The following is a 22,881-nucleotide window of genomic DNA, read 5'->3' as shown; positions in this document are numbered from 1 at the left end:
GGATGGATCGAGATGGAGATGCGGGCACTGGGCCGGTCCGGGGTGCGGGTGTCGAGCCTGTGCCTCGGCGCGATGGCGTTCGGGGCCAGGGGCAACACCGACCACGATGACTCCGTCCGGATCATCCACCGGGCGCTGGACGCGGGGATCAACTTCGTCGACACCGCGGACGTGTACTCCCAGGGGGAGTCCGAGGAGATCGTCGGGCGGGCGCTGAAGGGCCGCCGCGACGACGTCGTGCTGGCCACCAAGTTCTTCAACCCGATGGGGGAGGACCCGAACCGCCGCGGCATGTCCCGGCGCTGGATCGTCAAGGCGTGCGAGGAGAGCCTGCGCCGGCTGGACACCGACCACATCGACCTCTACCAGGTGCACCGGCTCGACGAGGAGACCGACCTCGACGAGCTGCTCGGCGCACTCTCGGACCTGGTGCGCCAGGGCAAGGTGCGCATGGTCGGCTCCTCGACCTTCCCGGCCGAGGCGATCGTCGAGGCGCACTGGACCTCCGAGCGCCGCGGGCACGTGCCGCTGCGCACCGAGCAGCCGCCGTACTCGATCCTCGTGCGGGGCATCGAGCGGGACGTGCTACCCACCTGCGCCCGCTACGGCATGGGCGTGCTGGTGTGGAGCCCGCTCAACTCCGGCTGGCTGACCGGCAAGTACCGTTCGGGCCAGACCCCGGAGGCCGCGTCGCGGCTGGGTAAGCTCGGTCGCAACGTGGACGGGCCGACGGGGCGGCGCAAGACCGAGGCCGTCGAGCAGCTGGAGGCCATCGCCGCGGACGCCGGCCTGGACCTGATCACCCTCGCGCTGGCGTTCACCCTGGCCCACCCCGCCGTCACGTCGTCGATCATCGGGCCGCGCACTATGGAGCAGCTGGAGAGCCAAGTGCCCGCCGCGAGCGTCACGCTGACAGCCGAGACCCTCGACCGGATCGACGAGGTCGTGCGGCCCGGCGAGACCATCACCCGGCGGGACGTCGCGTTCGAGCCCCGCTCGATCCGGTTCCCGGCGGAACGTCGCCGGACCGGCTGATGGCGCAGGCGTTCCGCATCCGACCCGGCGGTGTCGTCCCCGACGGGGTCCCACCCGACGACGTCCCGCCCGCGGACGACGACGCCCTCGCCACCGCCATGGACCCGGCCAACCTGGGCCCCAACCGGCTGGCCCACCTCGCCGCGACCGTGCCGGACCAGCCGTTCCTCACCGAGACCGCCAGCGGGCGCACGCTGACCTTCCGCGAGACCTACGAGCGGGTGCTGCGCTGGGCCGTGCGGCTGGAGCGGGCGGGCGTCGGACCGGCGGACCGGGTCGTCAGCACTCTGCCCGCGAGCGTCGACGCGATCTGCGTGTGGTTCGCGGTGAGCCTGCTCCGCGCCTACGAGGTGGCCGTCGATCCCGCGCTGCGCGGGGAGTTCCTGCGCCACGTGCTGACCGACTCCGGCGCGGCCCTCGCCGTGGTGCGCCCGCAGCACACCGAGCTGGTGGGCGCCTTCGGAATGACGCTGCTCGAGGTCGACCCGACGCACGACGCGCTCGCCGGAATCGAGCCGACACCGCGGGACGTCTGCGTAGGGCCCGGCGACGTGTGCTGCGTGATCTACACGAGCGGCACCACCGGGCCGGCCAAGGGCGTCGTGATCACGTGGGGGCACATGACCGCGCTGCTCGGCCGGGTGCCGCGCTCGTGGTTCGGGCCCGACGAGGTGACCTACGCGATGTGGCCGATGTTCCACGTCACCGGGCGGTCTCCGGTGATCACGATGCTGGACACCGTCGGTCGGATCGTCCTGCGGGAGCGCTTCTCGCGCACCGACTTCTGGCCGGACGTGCAGGCCTACGGGATCACCCACGCGTCGCTCGCCGCCATCGCCGGGCTGCTCGCCGACGACCCGGGGCCCGAGCCGGGGGAGCACCCGCTGCGGATCGTGCTGGGCGGCAGCGACCCCGGCATTCTGCGCTTCACCGAGCGCTTCGGCGTGACCACCGTGAACAACTACGGCAGTACGGAGATCGGCTTCCCGGTGACGAACCGTCGCTTCGGCGCCGAGATTCGCGCGGTGGCGGGCTGGCCGCGTCGCGGGTACACCCTGCGGGTCGTGGACGAACAGGGCCGCGAGCTCGGACCGGGCGGCGTCGGGGAGCTGCACATCCGACCGCCCGCGCGGGAGCTCATGCTGCGCGAGTACCTCGGCCGCCCCGACCTGACCGCCCGCGCGACCGCGGACGGCTGGTACCACACTGGGGACCGGGTGGAGCTGTTCGCCGACGGCGGGTTCCGGTTCGTGGACCGGATGCGGGACACGATCCGCCGCTTCGGCGAGAACATCTCATCGACAGCGGTGGAGCACGTCGTGCTCGGGCTCGACGAGGTCGCCGAGTGCGCCGTCGTCGGGGTGGAGTCGCGGGCGGCGGGCCAGGAGGTGCTGCTGGTCCTCGTGCCCGAAGGGGGGCCGGTCGACGAGGCCGGACTGGTCTCCCGGTTGAGCAAGGAGCTGCCCAAGCACGCGGTTCCGCTCTATGTCCGCAGCGTCGAGACCCTGCCCAAGACCGCCAACGGCAAGGTCCGCAAGACCGAGCTCGCGAACCTCGCCGAGGGCGCCTGGAGACGGCCCGACTAGTGGACCGCCGCGGGGGTGAGCGTCAGATCCGCCAGCCGCCGCCGATGGCTGCGCGGATCCCCGTAGAGCGCCTGGTTCAGCGTGGCCCGCTTCAGGTACAGGTGCGAGTCCTGCTCCCAGGTGACGCCGATGCCGCCGTGCAGCTGCACCGCTTCCGCCGCCACGCTCGCGGCCGCGTCCGTGGCGTAGGACTTCGCCCGTGAGGCGGAGATCGGGTCTCCGGGCTGGTCCGCGGCCTCCTCCACGATCAACCGAGCTGTCTCGGTGGCGACCAGCATGTCCGTGCAGCGGTGTTTGACCGCCTGGAACGAGCCGACGGGGCGGTCGAACTGCTCGCGCTGGCCGACGTACTCGACGGTCCCGGACAGCACGACGTCGGCGATCCCGAGGCTGTCCGCCGCGATCGCCACCGCGGCGCGGTCCAGCAGGGCGGCGACGGCCGCCGCGCCCTCGGCTCCCGAGGCGAGGACCGCCTCGGGGCCGACGGCCAGCCCGGTCACGGTGACGTCGGCGAACGAGCGGGTCAGGTCCAGCATCGGGGCGGGCGTGATCGTCAGGCCCGCGGTGTCGCCGGGGACGGCCACCAGCAGCTCGTCGTCCGGGGTCCTCGCGCGCAGGATGAGGATGTCCGCCCCCTCCGCGGACGGGACCAGCGCGGACGTGCCGTCGAGCACCCAACCGGACCCCTCGGCGCGCGCGGTGATCCCGGCGGCGTCGACCCGACCGGTCGCGTCCGCCAGCGCGGCGGTGCCGCGCGCGGTGCCCTCGGCGAGCGCGGGCAGCCACCGCCCGCTCGCGGGCGACGGGTTCGCCTGCAGCGCACCGCCCGCCAGCACGGCGGAGGCGAACAACGTGCCGGGGGCCAGGTGCCGCCCGCCCTCGACGAGGACGACGGCGAGGTCGCCGAAGTCCGCGCCCGCGCCGCCGGAGTCCTCCGGCACGTCGATCCCGGTCCAGCCGACCTCGACCAGATGGGACCAGAGCGGGTCGGTGGCCGGTTCTGCCAGCCGGGCCCGGACCTGCTCGGAGCCGGACAGGTCGTCCAGCATGTCGCGGGCCGCCGCGCGCAGCTCGGCGCGGTCGACCCCGGTGTCGGATCCACTCATCTCGTACTCCCGCTCAGGTGGCGCTGGGCTCGCGGGGCAGGCCCAGGACCCGCTCGCCCACGACCGTGCGCTGGATCTCGTTGGTGCCGCCGCCGATGGTCCAGCCCCAAGAGTCGAGGTAGTCCAGCATCCAGGCGCCTGACTCCCAGCCGACGACCTGCGACTTCGTGGCGAAGCGGTGGGTGCCGGGTCCCGCGATCTCCACACCGAAGCGCATGATCGACTGCAGCAGCTCGCTGTAGTAGAGCTTGACGATCGACGCCTCCGGCCCGGCGCCGCCCTTCGCGATCAGGTCGGTCACGACCTTGCGGCACAACAGCCGCAAGATGTGGACCTTGGTGTCGTACTCCGCGATCGCCTCGCGGACGACGGGATCGTCGATCGCCCGGCCCGAGCCCAGCGGGGTCTCGGTCGCGAGGTCCACGAGCAGGTCCACGGCCTTGCGCAGCCGCTCGGCCAGCTCCAGGATGGTCGGCCCGCGCTCGGAGGAGAGCGTGGCCTGGGCGATCCGCCAGCCCTGGTTCTCCTCGCCGACCCGGTTCTCCACGGGGATCCGGACGTCGGTGAGGAAGAGCTCGCAGAACTCGGAGTTGCCCGTGGCCTGCTTGATCGGCCGCACCTCGACGCCCGGGGTCTTCATGTCCAGCAACAGGAACGTGATGCCCTTGCGCTTGGGCGCCGCGGGGTCGGTGCGGGTGAGCAGCAGGCACATGTCGGCGCGGGTGGCGCCTGAGGACCAGATCTTCTGCCCGTTGACAACGTAGTGGTCGCCGTCGAGCACCGCGCGGGTACGCAGGCTCGCCAGGTCGGAGCCGGCGCCGGGCTCGGAGAAGCCCTGGCACCAGGTCTGCCCGTCGAGGATGGCGGGCAGGAACCGGGCCTGCTGCTCCGGTGTGCCGCCCTCGCGCAGGGTGCCGTACGTGTGGTTGAAGGCCACGAAGAAGGCACGCATGCCCGGGGCCTTCGCGCGGGCCAGCTCCTCGAAGATCACCACCTGCTCGGCGAGCGTGTACCCGCCGCCGCCGTCCTCGGCCGCCCAGTGCGGGACGGCGTATCCGCCCTCGCGCAGCTCGCGGAGCCACCAGCGCTGGAACTCGAGGAACTCGGCCTCGCTCGCGTTCTCGTACTTGGCCTCCCACCCGGTCGGGACGTGGGCCTCCGCCCACTCGCGCACGGTCCGGCGGAACCCCGCCAGCTCGTCGAGCTCCAGCACCTCAGCCTCCGAGGGACTCGTTCAGGGGTCCAGACGCACGGTCGCGGTCCCCGTGACCACGTCCTTGCCCGCCTGGTTGGTGGTCGCGACGTCCAGCACGGCGATCGGGTTCCCGTCCCGCTCGCCGAGCTCGCGGACCGTGGCCGTGGCCGTCAGGGTGTCGCCCGGCCAGACCTGGGCGACGAACCGCACGCCGTAGTCCAGCAGCCGCCCGTCGCCGACCCAGTCGGTGAGCATCCGGCCCGTCATCGCCATGGTCAGCATGCCGTGGCCGAACACGCCCGGGTAGCCCGCCACCTCGCGAGCGAAGGGCTCGTCGCTGTGCAGCGGGTTGTAGTCGCCGGAGGCACCCGAGTACTGCACCAGCTGGGTGCGGGGGAGGTCGCCGGCCACCACCTGGCTGTGCCGGTCACCGACCTCGAGCCCGCTCGCGCTGAGCGCCATCTACGACCCCTCCTCCTCGAGCGGCAGCTGCTTCACCCCGACCGAGCGGGCGGTGACGACCAGCTCGCCCGCCTCGTCCCGGAACTCGGTGACGTTCTCCGTGAAGACCAGCCGACCGGAGCGGCCGCGCTTCTCCCACGTCTCGCCCGGGTGTGAGGTCGAGGTCAGGACGTCCCCGACCCGCACGGTGCGGTGGTAGGTGTAGTGCTGCTCGGCGTGCAGCCCGCCGCCGCCCTCGGGCATCGTGCCCGGGCCGGAGGCGGAGCCGAACCACTTCTCGCCCGGCCGCGGCCGCAGCGGGGCGTCCGGGTCGAACTGCATGGCCGCGGCGGTGAAGGTCGGGGGCGCGATGAGCCCCCCGACCTCCGACGCGGCGGCGGTCTCCGGATCCCGGTAGACGGGGTTGTCGTCCCCGACCGCCCGGGCGAAGAGCATCACGTGCCCGGCCTCGACCGGGAACCGGAAGCCGCTCATGCCTTGGGCGCCCGGCGCTTCTCGTCCGTGATCTCCAGGTGGCGCTGCCACATCTGGGTCGCGGTGCGCGCGATGTCGGCCGGAACCTCCGGGAGCAGGGTGGCGCCGTGCTCGCGGCTGGGGAGCGCGATGGTGGCCTCGCCGAAGGACGTCTCGACGTCCCGCTGGTTCGTCATCTTCATCGTGAGGTCGACCAGGAACAGGCCGTTCTCCTCGCGCTTGCCGACGACCTCACCGGAGAGGAACTGCACGTCGCCCTGGTAGTTGAACTTGCGCATCGAGTCCTGCTGGCGCACCACGAACGCGTCGTCGCCGCCCCAGTCGGTGAGGTAGTGGTGGAACCAGGTCTCGCGCATCACGCCGTAGTCGTAGGCCATGGGGTTGCCGATGGCCTTGGCCCACTCCGAGTCCCAGTGCAGGCGCTGCGCCACATCCGGTACGCCCAGCTCGTTCTTGATGTAGAAGGCGGGGATGCGCTTGCGGTTCTGGTAGGCCAGGCGTGAGGCCTTGAGGCCGTAAGGCACGTGGCCGTAGCCGCCGGAGTGGAAGCCGATCACCTCGGTGACCGTCAGCGGGCCCTTGGCCATGGCGGGCAGCTGCTCACCGACGGCGACGTCCTCGAAGAACCGGGTCTCGGCGCCACGGCGCTTCTCCGCCGCGTAGACGGCGTCGATCTTCTCGATGTCGGCGTCGGTGTAGGAGGCCGGCTCGATCGCCGAGTACTTGCCGCGGTCCTTCGCGGTCTTGCGCTCGGTGAGCACCGACAGGATGCGGTGGACGCTCACGACCTCGCCGCGCTGGTTGACCTTGACGTCCCGGCGGACCTTCACCACCGAGCGGCCCGCGAACTCGGAGTTCTTGACGTCGAGGGACTCCTCGCCGTTGTACGAGAACAGGCGGTCACCGGGGTAGATCGGTCGGTACCAGTCGGTGGTGCCGCCGGACACGAACACGTGGATGCCCTTGAAGAGGCTCTTCGCGGCCTTCTTCGCGTGCTCGGGCATCGGGTCGCCCTGCATCGGGTAGCCGATGATCTGCGACATGCTGTTCGGGGCGATCTGACCGCCCCAGCGGGTGTTCTGCCCGTACTCCTCGGTCGTGTAGAGCGGGTTGTCGTCCCCGACGCCGAAGGCGAAGTTGCGGATCGCGTCGTACGACGCTGTGGAGATGTGCTCGTGGTACTTGCTCGCGGTGTCGACCCCGATCAACTGTCGGGCGCGCTCGATGTCGGAGTCCGTGAGTTCGGCCCCCGTGTTCTTGTCGAACTCCTCTTTGACGTCAACCACGCTGTCCACCTCGTCGTTCGTCGTGGTGGCCGCCGCCTCGCGCGCCGGCCCGATCCTGCTATGAGGATACTCTAAAGGCTCCGGGTCCGAAAGGGATCCGCCGCTGCGACGGTCGCCACCGCTCACGGGGCGCTGCGTACGGTCCCTCCGTCGACCGACACCGAGGTGCCGCTGATCCACGCGGCCTGCTCCGAGCAGAGAAACGCGATCGTCGCCGCCACCTCGGCGGGCGTACCCATCCGGCCGACGTCGATCGGGGCGCGGCGCAGCATCGCGGCCAGCAGGTCGGCGTGGTCACGCCCGCTCGCCGCCGATGCGGCGGCGAAGCCCTCGACCACGCCGTCGCTCTCGGTCAGGCCCGGGAGTACACAGTTCGCCACGACCCCCTCGGAGCCGTAGCTGCGCGACAGCGTCCGGGTCAGGTTGATCTGGGCGGCCTTGGCCGCGGCGTAGGGCCCGCAGAACGGCTCCGGGACCCGGCCGGTGTAGGAGGAGACGGTCACTACGCGGCCCCAGTGCTGGTCACGCATGTGCGGGAGCACCGCGCGGGTCAGTCTGACGGCGCTGACGACGTTGAGCCGGTAGGCATGCTCCCAGGCCGCGTCGTCCAGCTCGTCGAACGGGAGTCGGCCGCTGTCCCCGCCCGCGTTGTTGACCAGGATGTCCACGCCCCCGAACTCCCGTTCGGCGGCCGCGACCAGCGCGGCCGCCGTGGCCGGGTCGGTGACGTCCCCCGCGACCGTCGCGACCTCGGCGCCGCGCGCGCGCACGGCCAAGGCGGCGAGGTCGAGACCCTGCGCGCGGCGGGCGCCGAGCACGAGCCGGACCCCCTCGGTGGCGAGCGCCTCGGCCGTGGCCCGGCCGATGCCGCGACTGGCGCCGGTGACCACCGCGACGCGCTCGGCGATGCCCAGGTCCATAGTCCCTCCGTCCCGGCCCGGTGCGGACCGTTACTCAGTGCCGGCTGGTGCCTCGTCAAGGTGCACTCTATGTGCACCGGCGCCGACCGCTCATGTCAGGCGCTCGCGATGCACACCGATGCCTGCGGCGTCGCGGTCCCAGGTGTCCTCGGTGACGCCGGCGGAGCGCAGCTCGGACTTCTGCACCCGCCCGGTCGCGGTGAGCGGCAGGTCCGCGAGCACCCGGACGTAGCGGGGCACCATGAAGTAGGGGAGTCGCCCGCGCAGCAGCTCCAGCAGATCGACCGGATCCAGTGCGGTCCCGTCCGCCGGTACCACGGCCGCCAGCACCTCCTGCTCGCCGAACTCGCTGGCCACGCCGACCACTGCGGCCATCCGCACCGCGGGGTGGCGCAGCACCTCGGCCTCCACCTCGGCGGAGGAGATGTTCTCGCCGCGACGGCGGATCGCGTCCTTGAGCCGGTCGACGAAGTAGTAGTTGCCCTCGGCGTCCCGGCGTAGCGCGTCGCCGGTATGGAACCACCCGTTGCGCCAGGCCCTGGCGGTGGCCTCCGGCATCCCGAGGTAGCCTGCCGCGATCGTCCACGGCCGGTCGGCGCGCACGATGAGCTCGCCCGGCGTCCCGTCGGGGACCTCGCGGTCGAACTCGTCGACGAGGCGCACCTGCATGCCGGGGCGCACCCGGCCGCAACTCCCGGGTGGCGTGGTCGCCGGGTCGCTGCGCAGCGCCGACGGGACCTCGGTCATCGCGAAGCCGGTCTCCATCCGCACCCCGTACCGCCTGCCGAACTCGGCGAACGCCTCGTCCACCGGCGAGGCCGTGACGCGGCGGAGCCGGTGCCCTGCGGGGGCCTCCCGGCCTGACTTGACCATGAAGTTCAGCTGGGACCCGACCAGGCTGCAGCAGGTCGCGCCCGTCTCGGCGATCGTCGCCCAGAACCGGGCGGTGTCGAAGCCGTCGGTGAGGGCGATCGAGCTGCCGAAGAGCACCGCGCCGTAGAGCGAGTTCACGCCCATCATGTGCGACATCGGTGACTGGACCAGGACGCGGTCCTCCGGGCCGAGGCGGCCCTCGTGCACGGAGGTCTGGAACGAGTGGTGCTGGACGTAGGTCGTCGGGACGGCCTTCGACGGCCCGGTGGTGCCCGAGGTGAACAGCACGGCGAGGGTGTCCCAGGGCTCGTGCGGCCGCTCGGCGACCAGGAGGTCCGAGGCCTGTGCGTGCGCGGTGTCCCACTCGACGAGCTCGAGGCCGGTGGGCGCGACCGGGACGGCGCCGCGGGCGACGAGCACGGACGCGAGGTCCGCGCGTCCCTCCGGGCCCAGCTCGGCGAGCCGGTCCACCAGCTCCGCGTGCACCACCCCGGTGCGCACCCCGGCGATGTGCAGCGTTTGGGCCAGCAGGGAGCCCCGGTAGGCGGTGCTGACGGGCACCACGGTGGCGCCCAGCAGGCTCGCGGCCACCACGGAGCGGACGGCCTCCGGGCCGTTGGGCATCCAGAGCAGGATCCGGTCGCCGGACCGCGCCCCCGCTGCGTGCAGGGCTGCCGCGGTCGCCCGCGCGTTCGCGAGCGTCTGCGCCCGGGTCCACTCACTGCCGTCCGCGAAACGCACGAGCACGCGGTCCGGATCCTCGCGGACCCGCTCGACGAGCAGGTCCACAAGTACGCAGTTCGCACGGTCCGGGATCCGGGGATCGTCGAGCGCGGGCACTTCGATCATCATCGACCTCCGTGAGAGGGCCCCGGGATCACGTCCGCGGGACCCGCGGGATACTGCAAGCTGACGAGGACCTAAAATACGTAGACGTTTTTCGGAGCGGTGATCCGTCGGGTCATCCGCGGTGGACAGCGAGGTGAGCCGTGGCCGGACGGACCGAGCCGGACTCCGGCAGCCGGACGGCGGCGGCCCGGATGGCCGAGGAGCTCGCCCGCGAGGTCGCTGAGCGGGGCTGGCCGGTCGGCGGGCTGCTCGGCTCGGAGGCGGACCTGTGCCGCCGCTTCGCCGTCGGCAAGGGGGTCGTACGGGAGGCCTCCCGAATCCTGGAGGTCCGCGGGATCGCCCACCGCAGGCGCGGTCCGGGCGGCGGGCTGGTCGTGGACGAGCCCGATCCGGTGCGGCTCGCCCAGGCCTTCGAGGTCTTCATCGACTACCGGGGCGTGTCGTCGTCCCAGCTCATCGAGATCTGGCGCTCCTTGGAGATGCTCGCGGTGGACGACCTGGTCCGGACGCTGGACGAGGCGGGCGTGGCCCGGCTGCGGGCGGCTGTGGCGGATCCGCCGCCGCCCGGACCCGTCGTGCGGATCGCGGACCTGAACGACGTGCACACGGACTTCGCCGACCTCTGCTCGAACCCCGCCATCGGGATCTTCCTGCGGGTCGTCGTGGCGCTGTGTCGCCAGCACGGGTACGACGAGGTCGACGCCGGGGCGGCCCAGTGGCTGCACCGCTCGATGAGCGATCTGGTCGAGGCCGTCGTGGGCGGCGACGGCTCGCGGGCGCAGTACCTCGCCCGCCGCTACATCGACCGGATCGCCCGGATCGGCGCGGTCAACGACAGCCGGGTGCTCGCCGTGCGGCCCGCCGCCGAGGCGCCGGACTGACCGGGCCCGCACCTCAGGCGTCCGCGGGCGCGGCTCGCAGCTCGCGGCGCAGCAGCTTCCCGGTGGGGGAGTAGGGCAGCGAGTCGCGGAACTCGATCTCGCGCGGCACCTTGAAGCGGGCGAGCGCGCGCGTGGCGAACGCACGGATCTCTTCGGCGAGCTCCGGGCCCGCGGTTCCGCCCTCGGCGGGCACGACGATCGCGCGCACCCGCTGGCCCCACTCCGGGTCCGGGACGCCGACCACCGCCACGTCCGACACCCGCGAGTGCCTGCGCAGCGCGTCCTCGATCTCCGCCGGGTAGATGTTGACCGCACCGGAGAGGATCAGGTCTGTGCGCCGGTCCACGATGTAGAGCCAGCCGTCCGAGTCGATGTAGCCCATGTCGCCCGCGGTGTAGTAGTCGCCGCGCCGATTGGCGGCGGTCTTCTCGGGATCGTGCAGGTAGCTGGTGTTGACCCCGTTGGGGTTGCGGATCCAGAGCATTCCGGGCTCGCCCGCGGGCAGCTCGGTACCCTCCTCGTCGAGGATCTTCATCGTGGCGCCGTTGCCGTCGTGGCGGCCGACGCTGCCGGGGTGGGCCAGCCACTCCTCGGGTGTGATGGACGTGCCCCACCCCTCCGACGAGGCGTAGTACTCCCAGAGCACCGGGCCCCACCAGTCCATCATCCTCTGCTTCACGTCCACCGGCGTGGCCGCGCCGGCGTGGCTGACGACCTGCAGCGAGCTCACGTCGTAGGCCTGGCGGACCGCCGCGGGCAGCTGCAGCAGCCGATGGAAGTGGATCGGGGCGACCTGGCAGGTGGTGACCCCGTGCTCCTGGACACGGCGCAGGAAGTCCTCGGCCTCCCACTTGCCGGTGAGCAGCACGGTGTGCCCATGGTGCAGGCCCTGCAGGGCCCACGACCCGGGCGCACCGTGGTAGAGCGGGCCGCTGACCAGCGTCACCGCGGTGCTGTCGTGGCGCATCCCGCGCAGCGCCATGATCGGGTCCGTGCGCTGCGCCTGGGTCTCGGGATCGACCACGGCGCTGATCGGCCAGGTCACGCCCTTGGGGCGGCCGGTGGTGCCGGAGGTGTAGAGCATGGCCTGGGCGTGCACCCGCTCCGCGGGCTCGGTGTCCGGGGTCCGGTCGAGGAAGTCGGTGAAGGTCCGGTGCGGCCCGGGGTCCGGCGCGTCGATCGCGACGATGCTCTCGGCCGGTCGGCCCAGCTCCGCGACCGCCGCCGCGGCGAGCTCGAGCAACGGGCCGTCGGCGAAGACCGTGCGGCTGTCGCTGTTGTCGAGGATGTAAGCGACCTCGGCCACGGTCAGATGGGTGTTGACCGGCACGATCTGCACCCCGACCTGCCCGGCGCCGAGCATGAGCTCGAGGAACCGCGGGGTGTTGCCGACCAGCACGCCCACCCGGTCGCCCACGCCGAGCCCGGCGCGGCGCAGCCCGTGCGAGACCCGGTTCGCCGCCGCGGCGAGCGCGGCGTAGGTGGTCGTCGAGCCGTCGACGGCGACGAGCGCGACACGGTCCGGCAGAGCCTGGGCGTAGCGGTAGAAACTCGCGGCGCGAACGTTCGGCCGGTCCTCGCTCATCGATCCTCCCGTCGTTGGGCACGGCATAGAGCATACTTAAACTTCCGCGGAGGGGGCTAGTGCCTCTCGGCAGGGCGCCCCTCCGCACCAGGACCTCAGACCAGGTCGCCGCCCGCCGCGAGGGCGGTGCTGCCGTGCTTGCGGTAGGCGTCGAGCACGTTCTTGCCGACCTTCCAGCGGTGAACCTCGTCCGGGCCGTCGACCAGCCGCTGCGCCCGGACCTCCTGGTACCAGTGCGCGAGCGGGGTGTCGTGGGTGAAGCCCAGCGAGCCGTGGATCTGCAGCGAGGTGTCGACTACCTTGTGGATCATGTTCGCGATGTAGTTCTTCGCGATCGAGTTCTCCTGGCGCAGGTCCAGGCCCTTCTCCATCTTGTAGGCGATGTGCAGGACCATGAGCCGGGTCAGGTAGAGCTCGGTGGCGCAGTCGGCGAGCATCCACTGGACGCCCTGCCGCTCCGCGACCGGCTTGCCGAAGGTCTCGCGCTCGAGGGCGCGCTTCGCAGCGAGGTCCAGGGCTGCCTGGGCCTTCGCGATGGCCCACATGCCGTGCCGCAGCCGACCGTAGCCGAGCCGGTGCTGACCCATGGAGAAGCCCTCGCCGAGCCCGCCCAGCAGGTTCTTGGCCGAGACCCGCAGGTTCTCGATCGCCACCTCGGCGTGTCCGCCGACGACCTCGTTCTCGAAGCGGGGGGTGTCGTTCTCGCCCATGACCGGGATGTCCCGGACGATCAGGAAGCCCGGGTTCGGCAGCTCCACCAGAAAGGTCGAGAACTGCTGGTGGCGCGGGGCCTCGGGATCCGTGCGGGCCATCACCAGGGCGAGCTGGGAGATGCTGGCGCTGGAGGAGAACCACTTCTCGCCGTTGAGTACCCACTCGTCGCCCTCGCGGACCGCGGTGGTGCGCATCCCGGTGGCGTCCGCACCGGCGGCGCGCTCGGTCATCGAGAAGCAGATCCGGATCTTCCCGTCCACCAGCGGGCGGAGGTAGCGCTCCTTCTGCTCCTGTGTGCCGTGCTCGATCAGGGTGACCATGGTGGCGTCCTGCGGACCCATGCAGTTCAGCGCCCACGCGCCGAGGTGCGAGAACGAGCGCCCCACCTCGATCTGGACCACGGCGTTGGCGAGGTGCCCCAGGCCCATGCCGCCCCACTCCCTGGGCACGAAGGGGCACCACAGCCCCTCGGCCCGGGCCTTGCCCTGCAGCTCCGCGACGATGTCGAAGTAGGGCCGCGTGCCGACCTGGGACTCCGCGGGCAGGACCACCTCGTCGATGAACGCCGCGGTCTTGGCGCGGACCGCCTGGACGTCTTCCGGCAGGTCGAAATCGATCATGTTCTACTCCTCAGCTCATGCGGCGGGCGCCGCCACCGTCCACGCGGACCAGCTCGCCTGTGATCCATCCGGATGCGGCGCTCGCGAGCCACAGCGCCGTGCCGACGAAGTCCTCCGGGGTGCCCGGGCGGCCCATCGGGACCTGCTTGGTGTGTTCCAGCGCCTCGGGCGACCAGTGCTCGGCGATGTCGGTGAGGACCGCGCCGGGCAGGATGCCGTTGGCGCGGACCGTGGGCCCGAACCCGTCCGCCAGGCCGATGGTCAGTGCGTTCAGGGCGGCCTTGGCCGCGGCGTACACCAGCTCGGTGGCACCGGGCGTGAGCGAGCCGACGGTCGAGACGTTGATGATGCTGCCGCCCTCGGCCGCGGCCATCCGAGTGGCGACCGCGGCGCTCAACCGGAAGGGGCCCTTGAAGTTCACCGCGAGGACCTTGTCGAAGTACTCCTCGGTGACCGCGTCCAGGCTCGGGTACAGCGGGGACATCCCGGCGTTGTTCACCAGCACGTCGCAGCGGCCGAACTCGCCGTAGACCGTGTCGACGAGCCGGTCGCAGTCCGTCCAGCGGCCCACGTGGGTGGCGACCGGGAGCACACGACGCCCGGTGGCCGCGCTGATCTCCTTCGCCGCCGTCTCACAGACGTCCAACTTGCGGCTGGCGATCACGACATCCGCGCCGGCCTCGGCGTAGGCGCCCGCGATGGCACGGCCGATGCCCCGACTCCCGCCGGTCACCACGGCCACCTTGCCGGTGAGGTCGAACAGGTCCTTCATCACGATCCCTCCCCGGCCGGGTCCGGCCGGTCCAGTACGCCGAGTCCCTGCTCGACGAGATGCAATGCCGCCGCGATCTGAGTGGCGGGGTCGCCGGTGCCGTCGCCCGCCACCCAGGCCTCCCACTCGGCGGTCGCGACGGCGGACATCGCGGTGGCGATCACGCGTGCCCGCCGGTCGTCCGGGTCGGCCCGCATCCGTTCGGCGAGCACGGCCGCGATGGCCGCCGTGCCCGCCGAGCGCTCCCCACGGGACCGGACGTGCAGCGCCGGGGCCGCTGCGGTCGCCCGAGCCCGCAGCAGCACGTCCTCGCGGTTCTCCGCGGGCACCGTGGAGGTGGCCAGGAAGGCGTTGCGCAGGGCTGTGACTGGGCCCTCCGCGGGGGGCCGGTCGGCCAGCGCCGCGAGCAGCCGCACGTCGAGCCTGCGCCGGTAGCCGAGCAGGATGTCGTCCTTACTGGCGAAGTACCGGAAGAACGTGCGCTGCGAGATCCCGGCGGCGACCGCGACGTCGTCCACGGACACCCGGTCGAAGCCGCGCTCGGCGAACAGCGCGACCGCGGCCCGCTCGATCGCCCGGGTGGCCGCGTCCCGTCGCCGGTCGAGCCGTTCGGCGAGCGGGCTCGTCCCAGTCATGTGCGTTCCCCGCGTGCGAAGGCATCCGCGTGGCGGAACAGCCGGTCGACGCCCGCAGCCCGCTCGTCTCCGGCCGGGTCGCCCGCCGCCCGCAGCCGGGCGACGCCGCCCTCCAGGATGATGGCCAGCTTGAACAGCGACAGCACCTCGTAGTAGCGGATCGCCGAGAGGTCCCGACCGCTGCGTTCGACGTAGCGGTCGGCCAGCTCGGCGCGGGTCGGCAGGCCCTCGCGCCGGGCGATGTCGACGCGGACGATCGGCGCCTCCTCGCCGGGCTCGGCCCACCGCGCGAGCAGGTGCCCGATGTCCAGCAACGGGTCCCCGACGGTGCCGGTGTCCCAGTCCACGACGGCGGCCAGCCGCGTCGGGTCCGTCCAGGACGCCATGACGTTGAAGGGGCTGTAGTCCCCGTGCAGGATGCCGGCCTCGCCCGCCGCGGGCCGGTTGCGCTCGAGCCAGTCCGCGATGGTGTCCAACAGCGGGATGTCGCGGGTGTGGTAGCCGTCGAGCTGTCGCAGCCACCGGCCGACCTGGCGCTCGAGGAAGCCCTCGGGCCTGCCCAGGCCCTCGAGCCCGCGGGCCCGCCAATCGACGTTGCCGAGATCGGCGATCGCATCGACCATCGCGAGGCCGAGCGCGCGCCGGTTCTCCGGCCGGTTGTAGGGCGCGGGCAGCACATCGACCGGGGTGAATCCGTCCACCACCGACATGAGCAGGAAGGGGGCGCCGATCACCTCCGGGTCCGCGCAGTGCAGCAGCGGGGTCGGGTGGGGGACCGAGGTGCCCTCGAGGGCGGTGAGCAACCGCCACTCGCGACCGATGTCGGAGGCGCCGGGAGCGTTCACCACGGCCGGTGGCCTGCGCAGCACCCACCGCGCGGTTCCGTCCGCAGCTGCGGGATCGTCCCGTTCGACGAGGTAGAGGGCATTGGCCACGCCGAAGGCCTGCCCGATGCGCTCGAGGCGGACGAGTCCGCGGCCGGGCAAATCGGAACCGATCCACTCGGTGAGGCGGTCGGCGTCGACCGAGACAGTCTGCGAGGTCGTCACGCCACACAGCGTGCGAGGGGCTGACAGTGGCTGTCAAGAGTGTCCCCAATGTTGACACGGTGGAGTTCGGCGAGGCACGGTGACCGCGACAGACGAGACGAGTGCGGGAGGCCGTCGTGACGAAGGTGTCGGCGATGACGACGTTGGTGGCCAAGGAGGGGCGGTTCGACGACCTGCTCGCCGTGGTCGAGAAGATGGTGGCCGCGGCACAGGGCGAGGCGGGCACCGAGATCTACGTCGTCAACCGGGCGACCCGGGTCCCGGACACCTTGTTCCTGTTCGAGCTGTTCCGGGACAAGACCGCGCTCAAGGAGCACGCCGCGGCCGGTGGACCGATCGGCGAGCTGCTCGCCCCGCTGCTCGCCTCCAGTGAGGTCGTGTTCGGGGAGCCGGTGCAGGGCACCGGGCTCGCGGTCTGAGGAGCGCGGCGATGGGTGTGCTGGACGGAGTCCGCGTCGTCGAGTTCGGGGGTATCGGCCCCGGCCCGTTCGCCGCGATGATGCTCGCGGACGCGGGGGCCGAGGTCGTGCGGATCGATCGGGTGGGCGCCACACGCTACCCCTTCGAGGACGCGATGGTCCGCGGGCGGCGGTCGCTCGCGCTGGATCTCAAGCAGGATGCGGCTAAGGAGGTCGCGCTGCGGCTCGTGGCGGGAGCGGACGTCCTGCTCGAGGGCTTCCGCCCTGGGGTGATGGAGCGGCTCGGGCTGGGTCCGGAAGAGTGCCTGGCGCGCAATCCCGCGCTGGTCTACGGCCGGATGACCGGCTGGGGCGGCGAGGGCCCGCTCGCCGATCGGGCCGGTCATGACATCGACTACATCGCTGTCAGCGGGGTGTTGCACACGATCGGTCCGGCCGAGGCGCCGGTGCCGCCGCTGAACCTGGTCGGGGACTTCGGCGGGGGCGGCATGATGCTGGCCTTCGGTGTGGTGAGTGCCCTGCTCGCCGCCCGCGCCGGTGGGCCGGGGCAGGTGGTGGACGTCGCGATGACGGACGGCTCCGCCCTGCTGGCGATGAGCGCGTACGCGATGCTCTCGCACGGGCAGTGGACGGACGAGCGGGCGACCAACCGTCTGGACGGCGGCGCCCCCTTCTACGCGACCTACCGGACCGCCGACGGGCGGCACATGGCGGTGGGGGCGATGGAGCCGCAGTTCTACGCCGAGCTGCTCGAGCGGCTCGGGCTCGACGCCGGCGCGGTGCCGGACCGGGACGACCCCGCGAACTGGCCCGCCCTGGGCACGCTGCTCGCCGAGACGTTCGCCGGCCGCACCCGCGCGGAGTGGGAGGGGGTGTTCGAGGGTTCGGACGCCTGCGTCGCACCGGTGCTCTCGATGCGCGAGGCGCCGCAGCATCCGCATAACGCCGCCCGGGGGACGTTCGTCGAGCGGAACGGGCGGATCGAGGTGGCCCCGGCTCCGCGCTTCGTCGGGACGCCGTCCGAGCTGCCGCCGCCCGCTCCCGCGGTCGGGGCGGACTCCCGAGCGGTGCTGGCGGAACTCGGGCTTTCCGCTGCGGAGGCCGAGGAACTGCTGGCCGCGGGCGCGGTAGCGGAGGCGCCGTTGACAGCGGGCATCTGAGCATACTTAATGAGCGGGCTCGCGTGCGCCGCCCCGGCGTGCGCGCAGGCCCGGAAGGACGACGATGTCCCGATTGCGCCCCCTGTCCGCCGTCGCCGCTCTCCTGACCACGTCCGTGCTCCTCCTCGCCGGCTGCTCGTCGGGGTCGGGCGGCGGCGCGGCGGACACGGCGACACCCGATCGCGAGGCGACCCTGCGGATCGCCTACGCGGGCCCGACCCAGTCGCTCGATCCCGCCAAGCAGGGGCTGACCAGCTCGCAGCCCTCGACGTTCCTGCTCTACGACCGGCTGACCGAGCTCGGCAACGACTTCGTCCCCAAACCGATGTTGGCCGAGTCCTGGCAGCCCGCACCGGACGGGTCGTACCTGGAGCTGAAACTCCGCCGGGGGGCGACCTTCCACGACGGCACCCCGTTCGACGCCGCCGCGGTGAAGGCGAACCTCGAGCGCTACAAGACCTTGCCGGGCAGCACCGTCGCGGCGGTGCTCACGCAGGTGCAGGGCGTGGACGTCGTCGACCCGGCGACCGTGCGGCTCCGGCTCGCCCCCGGGACGGGAGCGAGCCTGCCGGTGGTGCTGGCGTCGAACGCGGGGGAGATGATCAGCCCGAAGGCGCTGGCGGACGGACGGGACCTCGGCAGCGCGCCCGGGGACGCCGGCTCCGGTCCGTACCTGGTCACGGGGTACCGGCCGAACGAGATGGTGACGTTCGAGCGGGCCCCCGGGACGTACTGGGACCCACGGGCCGCGTCCCCGAAGCGGATCGAGATCTCCTACGTGGCCGCCGCCTCCACCCGGATGAACGCGCTGCGCTCGGGTCAGATAGACGTCGCGCACGTGACCGGGGCGGACGTGCCCGCCGCCCAGAAGATCGCCGACGCGGGCCAGGCGCAGGCCACGAAGGTCCAGACGCTGGTCGGGCGGGCGCTCTACTTCCGGCCCGGTGACCCCAAGTTCGCAGACGTGCGGGTTCGCCAGGCGATCAGCCATGCCGTCGACCGGCAGGCGATCTCCACCCAGCTGCTGGCCGGCAACGCGACCCCGCTCGTGCAGCCCTATCCGCCGGGGCACTGGGCGAACGCGCCCGGGCTGGAGGACCGGATGGGCCACGATCCCGAGCTCGCCAAGCGGCTGCTTGCCGAGGCGGGTGCGACCGGGCTGAGCTTCCAGCTCGCCTACACCGCGGGCTCGCCGTCCTTCGAACCCATCGCGCAGGTGCTGCAGAGCCAGCTCGCCGAGGCGGGCATCACGGTCACCCTGCAGCCGGTGCCAGGCGGCGAGGCGGACGCCGGCTTCCGGGAGGGCCGCTTCGAAACCGCGCTGAACTCGCTGAACGCGGTCGCCGACCCGCAGCAGCAGCTCGCGATCACCTATCTCGGTGGGTTGAAGGGCGGCGAGGCGGTGCGGGACCAGATCGCGCCGCTCGCGGCGAAGGCCGACGACCCGATGCTGAGCCAGGAGCAGCGCGGGGACATCTATCGGCAGATCTGGACGACCGTCGCCGAGCAGGCGTCGCTGGTCAACCTGACCGGTGACCAGCAGATCTGGCTGTCGTCGAAGAAGGTCACCGGGGTGGACGCGATGCCGTGGACCTGGGCGGGGAACTTCGACGCCCGCTACCTCGGCGTCGGCGCCGCGCAGTAGCCGATTCCCCGAGGGTCCGGCGCGCCCGACCCTCGGGGACCTACGCCCGGCGACGCCGGAGGAGGGCCTCCTGGACGACGGAGGCGACGTGCCTGCCGTCCCGGCTGTGCACCGTCCCCGAGACCAGCCCGCGCGAGCCGTGCGTGGACGGGCTGCCCAGCTGGATCAGCAGCCAGTCGTCCGCGCGGAACGGGCGATGGAAGAAGACCGTGTGCTCCAGGGAGGCGACCATCGTGATGTCGGGGGAGGGGTCCAGGTCGGCGCGCAGGACCGCAGCGTAGGCCGTGGTCAGGTCGCTGACGTGGGTCAGGACCCGGGTGTGGGCGGTGGCGGCGTCCGGCAGGACGGTGCGCGAGCGGACCCACGTCCGCCGCTGCACCCACCCGGGCTGTCGGGTGAAGGGCAGCAGGTCGACGATCTCGAACCCGCGCCGCGGCGGGTAGCCGTCGAACGGGGTCGGTCGGTGCACGGCGGTCTCCGGGGCCTCGATCCCGGCGGGGAAGGGCTCGCCGTCGTCCGGCCCTTCCTCCGCCCGGTGGAAGGACGCGGTCAGGGTGAAGATCGTGTTGCCCGCCTGCTCGGCCACCACGGTGCGCGTGGAGAACGAGCGTCCTTCCCGCGGCCGGTCCACCCGCATCCGCACCGGGAGGTCGATCGTGCCCTCACGCAGGAAGAACCCGTGCAGGGAGTGGACTGCCTGCCCGGTGGGCACGGTGTGCTGGGCCGCGGCCAGACAGCGCGCCGCGACCTCGCCACCGAACAGCCGGCCCTGCGTCTTGCCCGTCTCGGGCCGGCGTGGGTCGATCCATCGGTCTGCGAAGTAGAGGTCGTCGCCGAGCGGTCGCACGCCGAACACCTCGTCGGCCGGATCCGCCGCCGCCCAGGCCGGGACCTCCGCGCGGGTCACGCGAGGCCCAGCTTCCGGTTGTCCCAGTGCAGGACGCGCTGGTCCGGGGTCAGCCGCACCATGCCCCGTTCGGCCTGCTCGTAGGCCCCGCGGGTGGCGTCCGGCATGGCTGCGCGGTCCGTGCGGAACGCCGCGTACTTGCGGTCCAGCTCGGCGTCCACGGCCGGGCCCAGCGCGGCGGCGGCCGCCGCGTCGAGGACCTCGGCGCGCCCGGTCAAGTGGACCGCGCGCAGCTCGGCCCAGCGCTCCCCCGCCTCCACCAGGAACGAGGCTCGCGGGTCGCGCCGCAACCGCTCGAGCTTGCGACCGCGGGTCATCACGACCACCGCCCGGTCCACCACGGCGTACCAGACCGGCATGGCGACGGGCATGCCGTCCGCCCGGAGCGTGGTGAGGATGCCGGTGTGTCCCTCCGTGAGGAAGGACCAGATCTCCGCCTCGGTCATCCGGACGCTGGGGCGGGTAGTGGGTTCGGTCATGCGGTTCCTTCCCTCGGGTCCCGGTCGGATCCCGGTCAGGTGGCGGACGGCGTCGGGTCGGCCGGTGCCTGCGCGAAGTGATCCGTGCCGTACCGCGGCGCCGTCAGCGTCACGACGAGACCGATCGCCGCCGCGACCACGATGATGACCGCGGGCGCCAGCCCGCTGCCCGTCGCCGTGGCGAGCTGGGCCGATCCCCAGGGGGTCAGGCCGCCGCCGATGATCGTGCCGATGTTGAACGACAACGCCGCTCCGGTGTAGCGCACCGCGGTCGGGAAGGACTCGACGTAGATCGAGTAGGCGGGCGGCAGGGCCAGGTTGTTGGCGATCAGGACGACCCAGTACGCGAGGGTCACCACGACGAGGCTGCCCGCTGAGCCCATGACGAGCATCGCGGGCACGGCCAGGACGCAGCAGGCCGCCATGCCGGACAGGAACACCCTGCGGGTGCCGAGCCGGTCGATCAGCAGGCCGGAGACGACGAACGTGGGCAGCGCGAGCGCCAGCGCGATGGCCGAGAGCCAGAACACCGCGCCCTTGTCGATGCCGACCCAGTTGATCAGGTAGACGTTGACGTAGCTGGTCAGCACGTAGCCCACGCAGTTGCTGGCCACCGCGACCAGGGTGACCCGGATGATCGCCGGCCAGTGCTTGGACAGCACCTCGCGCACCGGGGAGGCGACGCGCTCGGCGCGCTCGACGAGCGAGCGGAACTCCGGGGAGTCCTCCAGCCGCAGGCGGAACCACAGGCACACCAGGGTCATGGGCAGCGACAGCAGCAGCGGGATCCGCCAGCCCCACGACGCGAGCTGCTCCGGGCTGGTCAGGGCGGTGACCAGCCCGACGATCGCCGGAGCGAGCGCGATGCCGGTGCCCGCGCCGAACGGGGTGAGCGAGCTGAGCAGCCCCCGGCGCCCGGGCCATGCGCTCTCGGCGGCCAGCGTGACCGCCCCGATCGCCTCGCCGCCCGCCGAGACGCCCTGCAGCAGGCGCACGAGGATCAGCAGCAACGGAGCCAGGACCCCCACCTGCGAGTAGGTGGGGAGCAGACCCATCAGGAAGGTGGCCAGGCCCATGCCCAGCACGGTGAGCAGCAGCGCGCTGCGCCGACCGCGCCGGTCGCCCAGCCGCCCGATCAGGATGCCGCCGAGGGGGCGGGCGACGTAGCCGACCGCGAACACCGCCAGGGTCGCGAGCACGGAGCCCGCCGCGGTGTCCGACGGGAAGAACAGGGGACCGATGATGACGACGAGGAAGGCGTAGACGGTGAAGTCGTAGTACTCGACGAGCGTCCCGAAGTACCCCGCCATGGCGGCCCGCCTCCCCACGGCGCGCCGGGCGGCATCGGGAGCGTCTCGCGTCGGTGTCGGGTCGTTGGTCATCGGGTCCCCTCCCTTGGGAAGCCTCAGTCACACGGCTTCAAAAGTATACTCTGTGTCTCTCTTCAAGCGTGAGACGGAGGCGACACATGACCACTACAACCGTCGCGACGAGTGTCGCGGGGCCACCAGAACCGGGCAGGCCCGCTGCGGAGGCGCCGGAGGTCGCCAAGTCGCCCTACCGGCTGGCCCAGCCGTACGGCTCGTTGCCCGACCTGGTGCACACCGAGCTGTTCCCGACCGACGAGCGCGTCTGGGTCCCGCAGTCCTCGGACGTGTCCTTCCGGCCGCTGTTGTTCGGGGTCAGCCAGGGCTACTACGTGAACCTGCTGCGCGTGCGGCGATCCGGGGTGCTGTCCCGGCACCGGCACGCGGGACCCGTGCACGCCACGGTGCTGCGCGGCCGCTGGCACTACCTGGAGCACGACTGGGTCGCGGTGGAGGGCGGGTACGCGTTCGAGCCGCCGGGCGAGGTGCACACCCTCGTCGTGCCGGACGGGGTCGAGGAGATGGTCACGCTCTTCCACGTGACCGGATCGCTCGTCTACGTCGACCCGGACGGTAACGCCACCGGCTACGAGGACGTGTTCACCAAGCTGGACCTGGCCCGCAGGCACTACGCCGCCGTCGGGCTCGGGGCGGAGTACGCCGACACCTTCCTGCGCTGACGCGTCACGGCGAGCAGGATGGCGAGTCCCTCGTCCAGTTCGGCGGCGCCGTCGTAGGCGGCGAGCTCGGCGGCCAGCGAGCGCAGCCGGGGGAACTGCGTGATCCGGATGGTCAGCCAGGCGAGCTGCGACTTCTCGGCGTCGGGCATGCCGCACCCCGGTGCCGCTCCAGGAACTCGAGG

23 protein-coding genes are annotated in these 22,881 nt (G+C 72.3%); 7 read left to right on the top strand and 16 right to left on the bottom strand.

Going from position 1 to position 22,881, the window contains the following annotated elements:
- The first annotated feature begins 12 nt into the window (after nt 1–12).
- Together AB0B41_RS16585 and AB0B41_RS16580 are read left to right on the top strand one after the other, a co-directional pair.
- Complete coding sequence (locus AB0B41_RS16585; RefSeq protein ID WP_358203812.1) at nt 13–1,035, top strand: aldo/keto reductase; 1,023 nt, start codon at nt 13–15, stop codon at nt 1,033–1,035.
- Nucleotides 1,035–2,621: an AMP-binding protein gene (locus AB0B41_RS16580; RefSeq protein WP_358203810.1), complete on the top strand. Its 1,587-nt coding sequence runs from the start codon at nt 1,035–1,037 to the stop codon at nt 2,619–2,621. The genes AB0B41_RS16585 and AB0B41_RS16580 overlap by 1 nt, the downstream gene beginning before the upstream one ends.
- On the opposite strand, the gene AB0B41_RS16575 is transcribed toward AB0B41_RS16580, so the two are convergent.
- From AB0B41_RS16575 to AB0B41_RS16545, 7 genes are all read right to left on the bottom strand, one after another.
- Complete coding sequence (locus AB0B41_RS16575) at nt 2,618–3,727, bottom strand: acyl-CoA dehydrogenase family protein (RefSeq protein WP_358203808.1); 1,110 nt, start codon at nt 3,725–3,727, stop codon at nt 2,618–2,620. The genes AB0B41_RS16580 and AB0B41_RS16575 overlap by 4 nt on opposite strands.
- 13 nt (nt 3,728–3,740) lie before the next feature.
- Nucleotides 3,741–4,940, bottom strand: a complete 1,200-nt coding sequence (locus AB0B41_RS16570) for an acyl-CoA dehydrogenase family protein (RefSeq protein WP_358203805.1) — start codon at nt 4,938–4,940, stop codon at nt 3,741–3,743.
- A 21-nt stretch (nt 4,941–4,961) separates the two neighbouring features.
- The gene (locus AB0B41_RS16565) at nt 4,962–5,384 is read right to left on the bottom strand and encodes a MaoC/PaaZ C-terminal domain-containing protein (protein ID WP_358203803.1); all 423 of its coding nucleotides are present in this window, start codon (nt 5,382–5,384) and stop codon (nt 4,962–4,964) included.
- Nucleotides 5,385–5,858 (bottom strand): MaoC family dehydratase N-terminal domain-containing protein, encoded by a 474-nt coding sequence (locus AB0B41_RS16560; protein WP_358203800.1) that lies wholly within the window; start codon nt 5,856–5,858, stop codon nt 5,385–5,387.
- Nucleotides 5,855–7,144, bottom strand: coding sequence for a MaoC family dehydratase N-terminal domain-containing protein (locus tag AB0B41_RS16555; RefSeq protein WP_358203798.1), 1,290 nt, complete (start codon nt 7,142–7,144; stop codon nt 5,855–5,857). Before AB0B41_RS16555 ends, AB0B41_RS16560 begins: the two co-directional genes overlap by 4 nt.
- A 122-nt stretch (nt 7,145–7,266) precedes the next feature.
- Nucleotides 7,267–8,064, bottom strand: coding sequence for an SDR family NAD(P)-dependent oxidoreductase (locus AB0B41_RS16550; protein WP_358203796.1), 798 nt, complete (start codon nt 8,062–8,064; stop codon nt 7,267–7,269).
- A gap of 90 nt (nt 8,065–8,154) precedes the next feature.
- Nucleotides 8,155–9,789: an AMP-binding protein gene (locus AB0B41_RS16545; RefSeq protein WP_358203793.1), complete on the bottom strand. Its 1,635-nt coding sequence runs from the start codon at nt 9,787–9,789 to the stop codon at nt 8,155–8,157.
- Between the two features lie 137 nt (nt 9,790–9,926).
- Between AB0B41_RS16545 and AB0B41_RS16540 the strand changes: the two genes are divergently transcribed.
- Nucleotides 9,927–10,667 carry a GntR family transcriptional regulator gene (locus AB0B41_RS16540; protein ID WP_358203791.1) on the top strand — a complete coding sequence of 247 codons (741 nt, stop codon included), beginning with the start codon at nt 9,927–9,929 and terminating at the stop codon, nt 10,665–10,667.
- A gap of 13 nt (nt 10,668–10,680) precedes the next feature.
- Here the strand turns inward: AB0B41_RS16540 and AB0B41_RS16535 are convergent, their stop codons facing one another.
- The 5 genes from AB0B41_RS16535 to AB0B41_RS16515 all read right to left on the bottom strand — a co-directional run bounded on the left by AB0B41_RS16535 (nt 10,681) and on the right by AB0B41_RS16515 (nt 16,042).
- Nucleotides 10,681–12,252 (bottom strand): AMP-binding protein, encoded by a 1,572-nt coding sequence (locus AB0B41_RS16535; RefSeq protein ID WP_358203789.1) that lies wholly within the window; start codon nt 12,250–12,252, stop codon nt 10,681–10,683.
- A gap of 95 nt (nt 12,253–12,347) precedes the next feature.
- On the bottom strand, nt 12,348–13,586 hold the full coding sequence (locus AB0B41_RS16530) for an acyl-CoA dehydrogenase family protein (RefSeq protein WP_358203786.1): 1,239 nt from the start codon (nt 13,584–13,586) through the stop codon (nt 12,348–12,350).
- A 10-nt stretch (nt 13,587–13,596) separates the two neighbouring features.
- Nucleotides 13,597–14,358: a glucose 1-dehydrogenase gene (locus AB0B41_RS16525; RefSeq protein ID WP_358203784.1), complete on the bottom strand. Its 762-nt coding sequence runs from the start codon at nt 14,356–14,358 to the stop codon at nt 13,597–13,599.
- Nucleotides 14,358–14,993, bottom strand: a complete 636-nt coding sequence (locus AB0B41_RS16520) for a TetR family transcriptional regulator (RefSeq protein ID WP_358203782.1) — start codon at nt 14,991–14,993, stop codon at nt 14,358–14,360. Before AB0B41_RS16520 ends, AB0B41_RS16525 begins: the two co-directional genes overlap by 1 nt.
- Nucleotides 14,990–16,042 carry a phosphotransferase family protein gene (locus AB0B41_RS16515; protein WP_358203780.1) on the bottom strand — a complete coding sequence of 351 codons (1,053 nt, stop codon included), beginning with the start codon at nt 16,040–16,042 and terminating at the stop codon, nt 14,990–14,992. The genes AB0B41_RS16520 and AB0B41_RS16515 overlap by 4 nt, the downstream gene beginning before the upstream one ends.
- Before the next feature lie 134 nt (nt 16,043–16,176).
- On the opposite strand from AB0B41_RS16515, the gene AB0B41_RS16510 reads away from it, so the two are divergent.
- The 3 genes from AB0B41_RS16510 (at nt 16,177) to AB0B41_RS16500 (ending at nt 19,266) form a co-directional block, all read left to right on the top strand.
- Nucleotides 16,177–16,461 carry an antibiotic biosynthesis monooxygenase gene (locus AB0B41_RS16510; protein WP_358203777.1) on the top strand — a complete coding sequence of 95 codons (285 nt, stop codon included), beginning with the start codon at nt 16,177–16,179 and terminating at the stop codon, nt 16,459–16,461.
- An 11-nt stretch (nt 16,462–16,472) separates the two neighbouring features.
- On the top strand, nt 16,473–17,621 hold the full coding sequence (locus AB0B41_RS16505) for a CaiB/BaiF CoA-transferase family protein (RefSeq protein WP_358203775.1): 1,149 nt from the start codon (nt 16,473–16,475) through the stop codon (nt 17,619–17,621).
- Between the two features lie 64 nt (nt 17,622–17,685).
- Nucleotides 17,686–19,266, top strand: a complete 1,581-nt coding sequence (locus AB0B41_RS16500; protein WP_358203773.1) for an ABC transporter substrate-binding protein — start codon at nt 17,686–17,688, stop codon at nt 19,264–19,266.
- 40 nt (nt 19,267–19,306) lie between these two features.
- Here AB0B41_RS16500 and AB0B41_RS16495 read toward each other — a convergent pair whose 3' ends face one another.
- Genes AB0B41_RS16495 through AB0B41_RS16485 form a run of 3 tightly spaced genes read right to left on the bottom strand, consistent with a single transcriptional unit; the run spans nt 19,307 to nt 21,962 of the window.
- On the bottom strand, nt 19,307–20,173 hold the full coding sequence (locus AB0B41_RS16495; RefSeq protein WP_358203770.1) for an acyl-CoA thioesterase domain-containing protein: 867 nt from the start codon (nt 20,171–20,173) through the stop codon (nt 19,307–19,309).
- Nucleotides 20,170–20,652 carry a pyridoxamine 5'-phosphate oxidase family protein gene (locus tag AB0B41_RS16490; RefSeq protein ID WP_358203768.1) on the bottom strand — a complete coding sequence of 161 codons (483 nt, stop codon included), beginning with the start codon at nt 20,650–20,652 and terminating at the stop codon, nt 20,170–20,172. Before AB0B41_RS16490 ends, AB0B41_RS16495 begins: the two co-directional genes overlap by 4 nt.
- Before the next feature lie 35 nt (nt 20,653–20,687).
- A complete protein-coding gene (locus AB0B41_RS16485; protein WP_358203767.1) occupies nt 20,688–21,962 on the bottom strand; it encodes an MFS transporter in 1,275 nt (424 codons plus the stop codon).
- Between the two features lie 158 nt (nt 21,963–22,120).
- Between AB0B41_RS16485 and AB0B41_RS16480 the strand changes: the two genes are divergently transcribed.
- Nucleotides 22,121–22,699: a 2,4'-dihydroxyacetophenone dioxygenase family protein gene (locus tag AB0B41_RS16480; protein WP_358203765.1), complete on the top strand. Its 579-nt coding sequence runs from the start codon at nt 22,121–22,123 to the stop codon at nt 22,697–22,699.
- On the opposite strand, the gene AB0B41_RS16475 is transcribed toward AB0B41_RS16480, so the two are convergent.
- Entirely contained in the window at nt 22,648–22,848 is a 201-nt protein-coding gene (locus tag AB0B41_RS16475; RefSeq protein ID WP_358203763.1) for a hypothetical protein, read from the bottom strand. The two genes, AB0B41_RS16480 and AB0B41_RS16475, sit on opposite strands and share 52 nt — an antisense overlap.
- Nucleotides 22,849–22,881 lie beyond the last annotated feature (33 nt).

The organism is Pseudonocardia sp. NPDC049154, assembly GCF_040648315.1.
Taxonomy (GTDB): Bacteria; Actinomycetota; Actinomycetes; order Mycobacteriales; family Pseudonocardiaceae; genus Pseudonocardia.
Note: the sequence above shows the minus strand (reverse complement) of the source record. Positions and strands in the feature narration are given on the sequence as shown.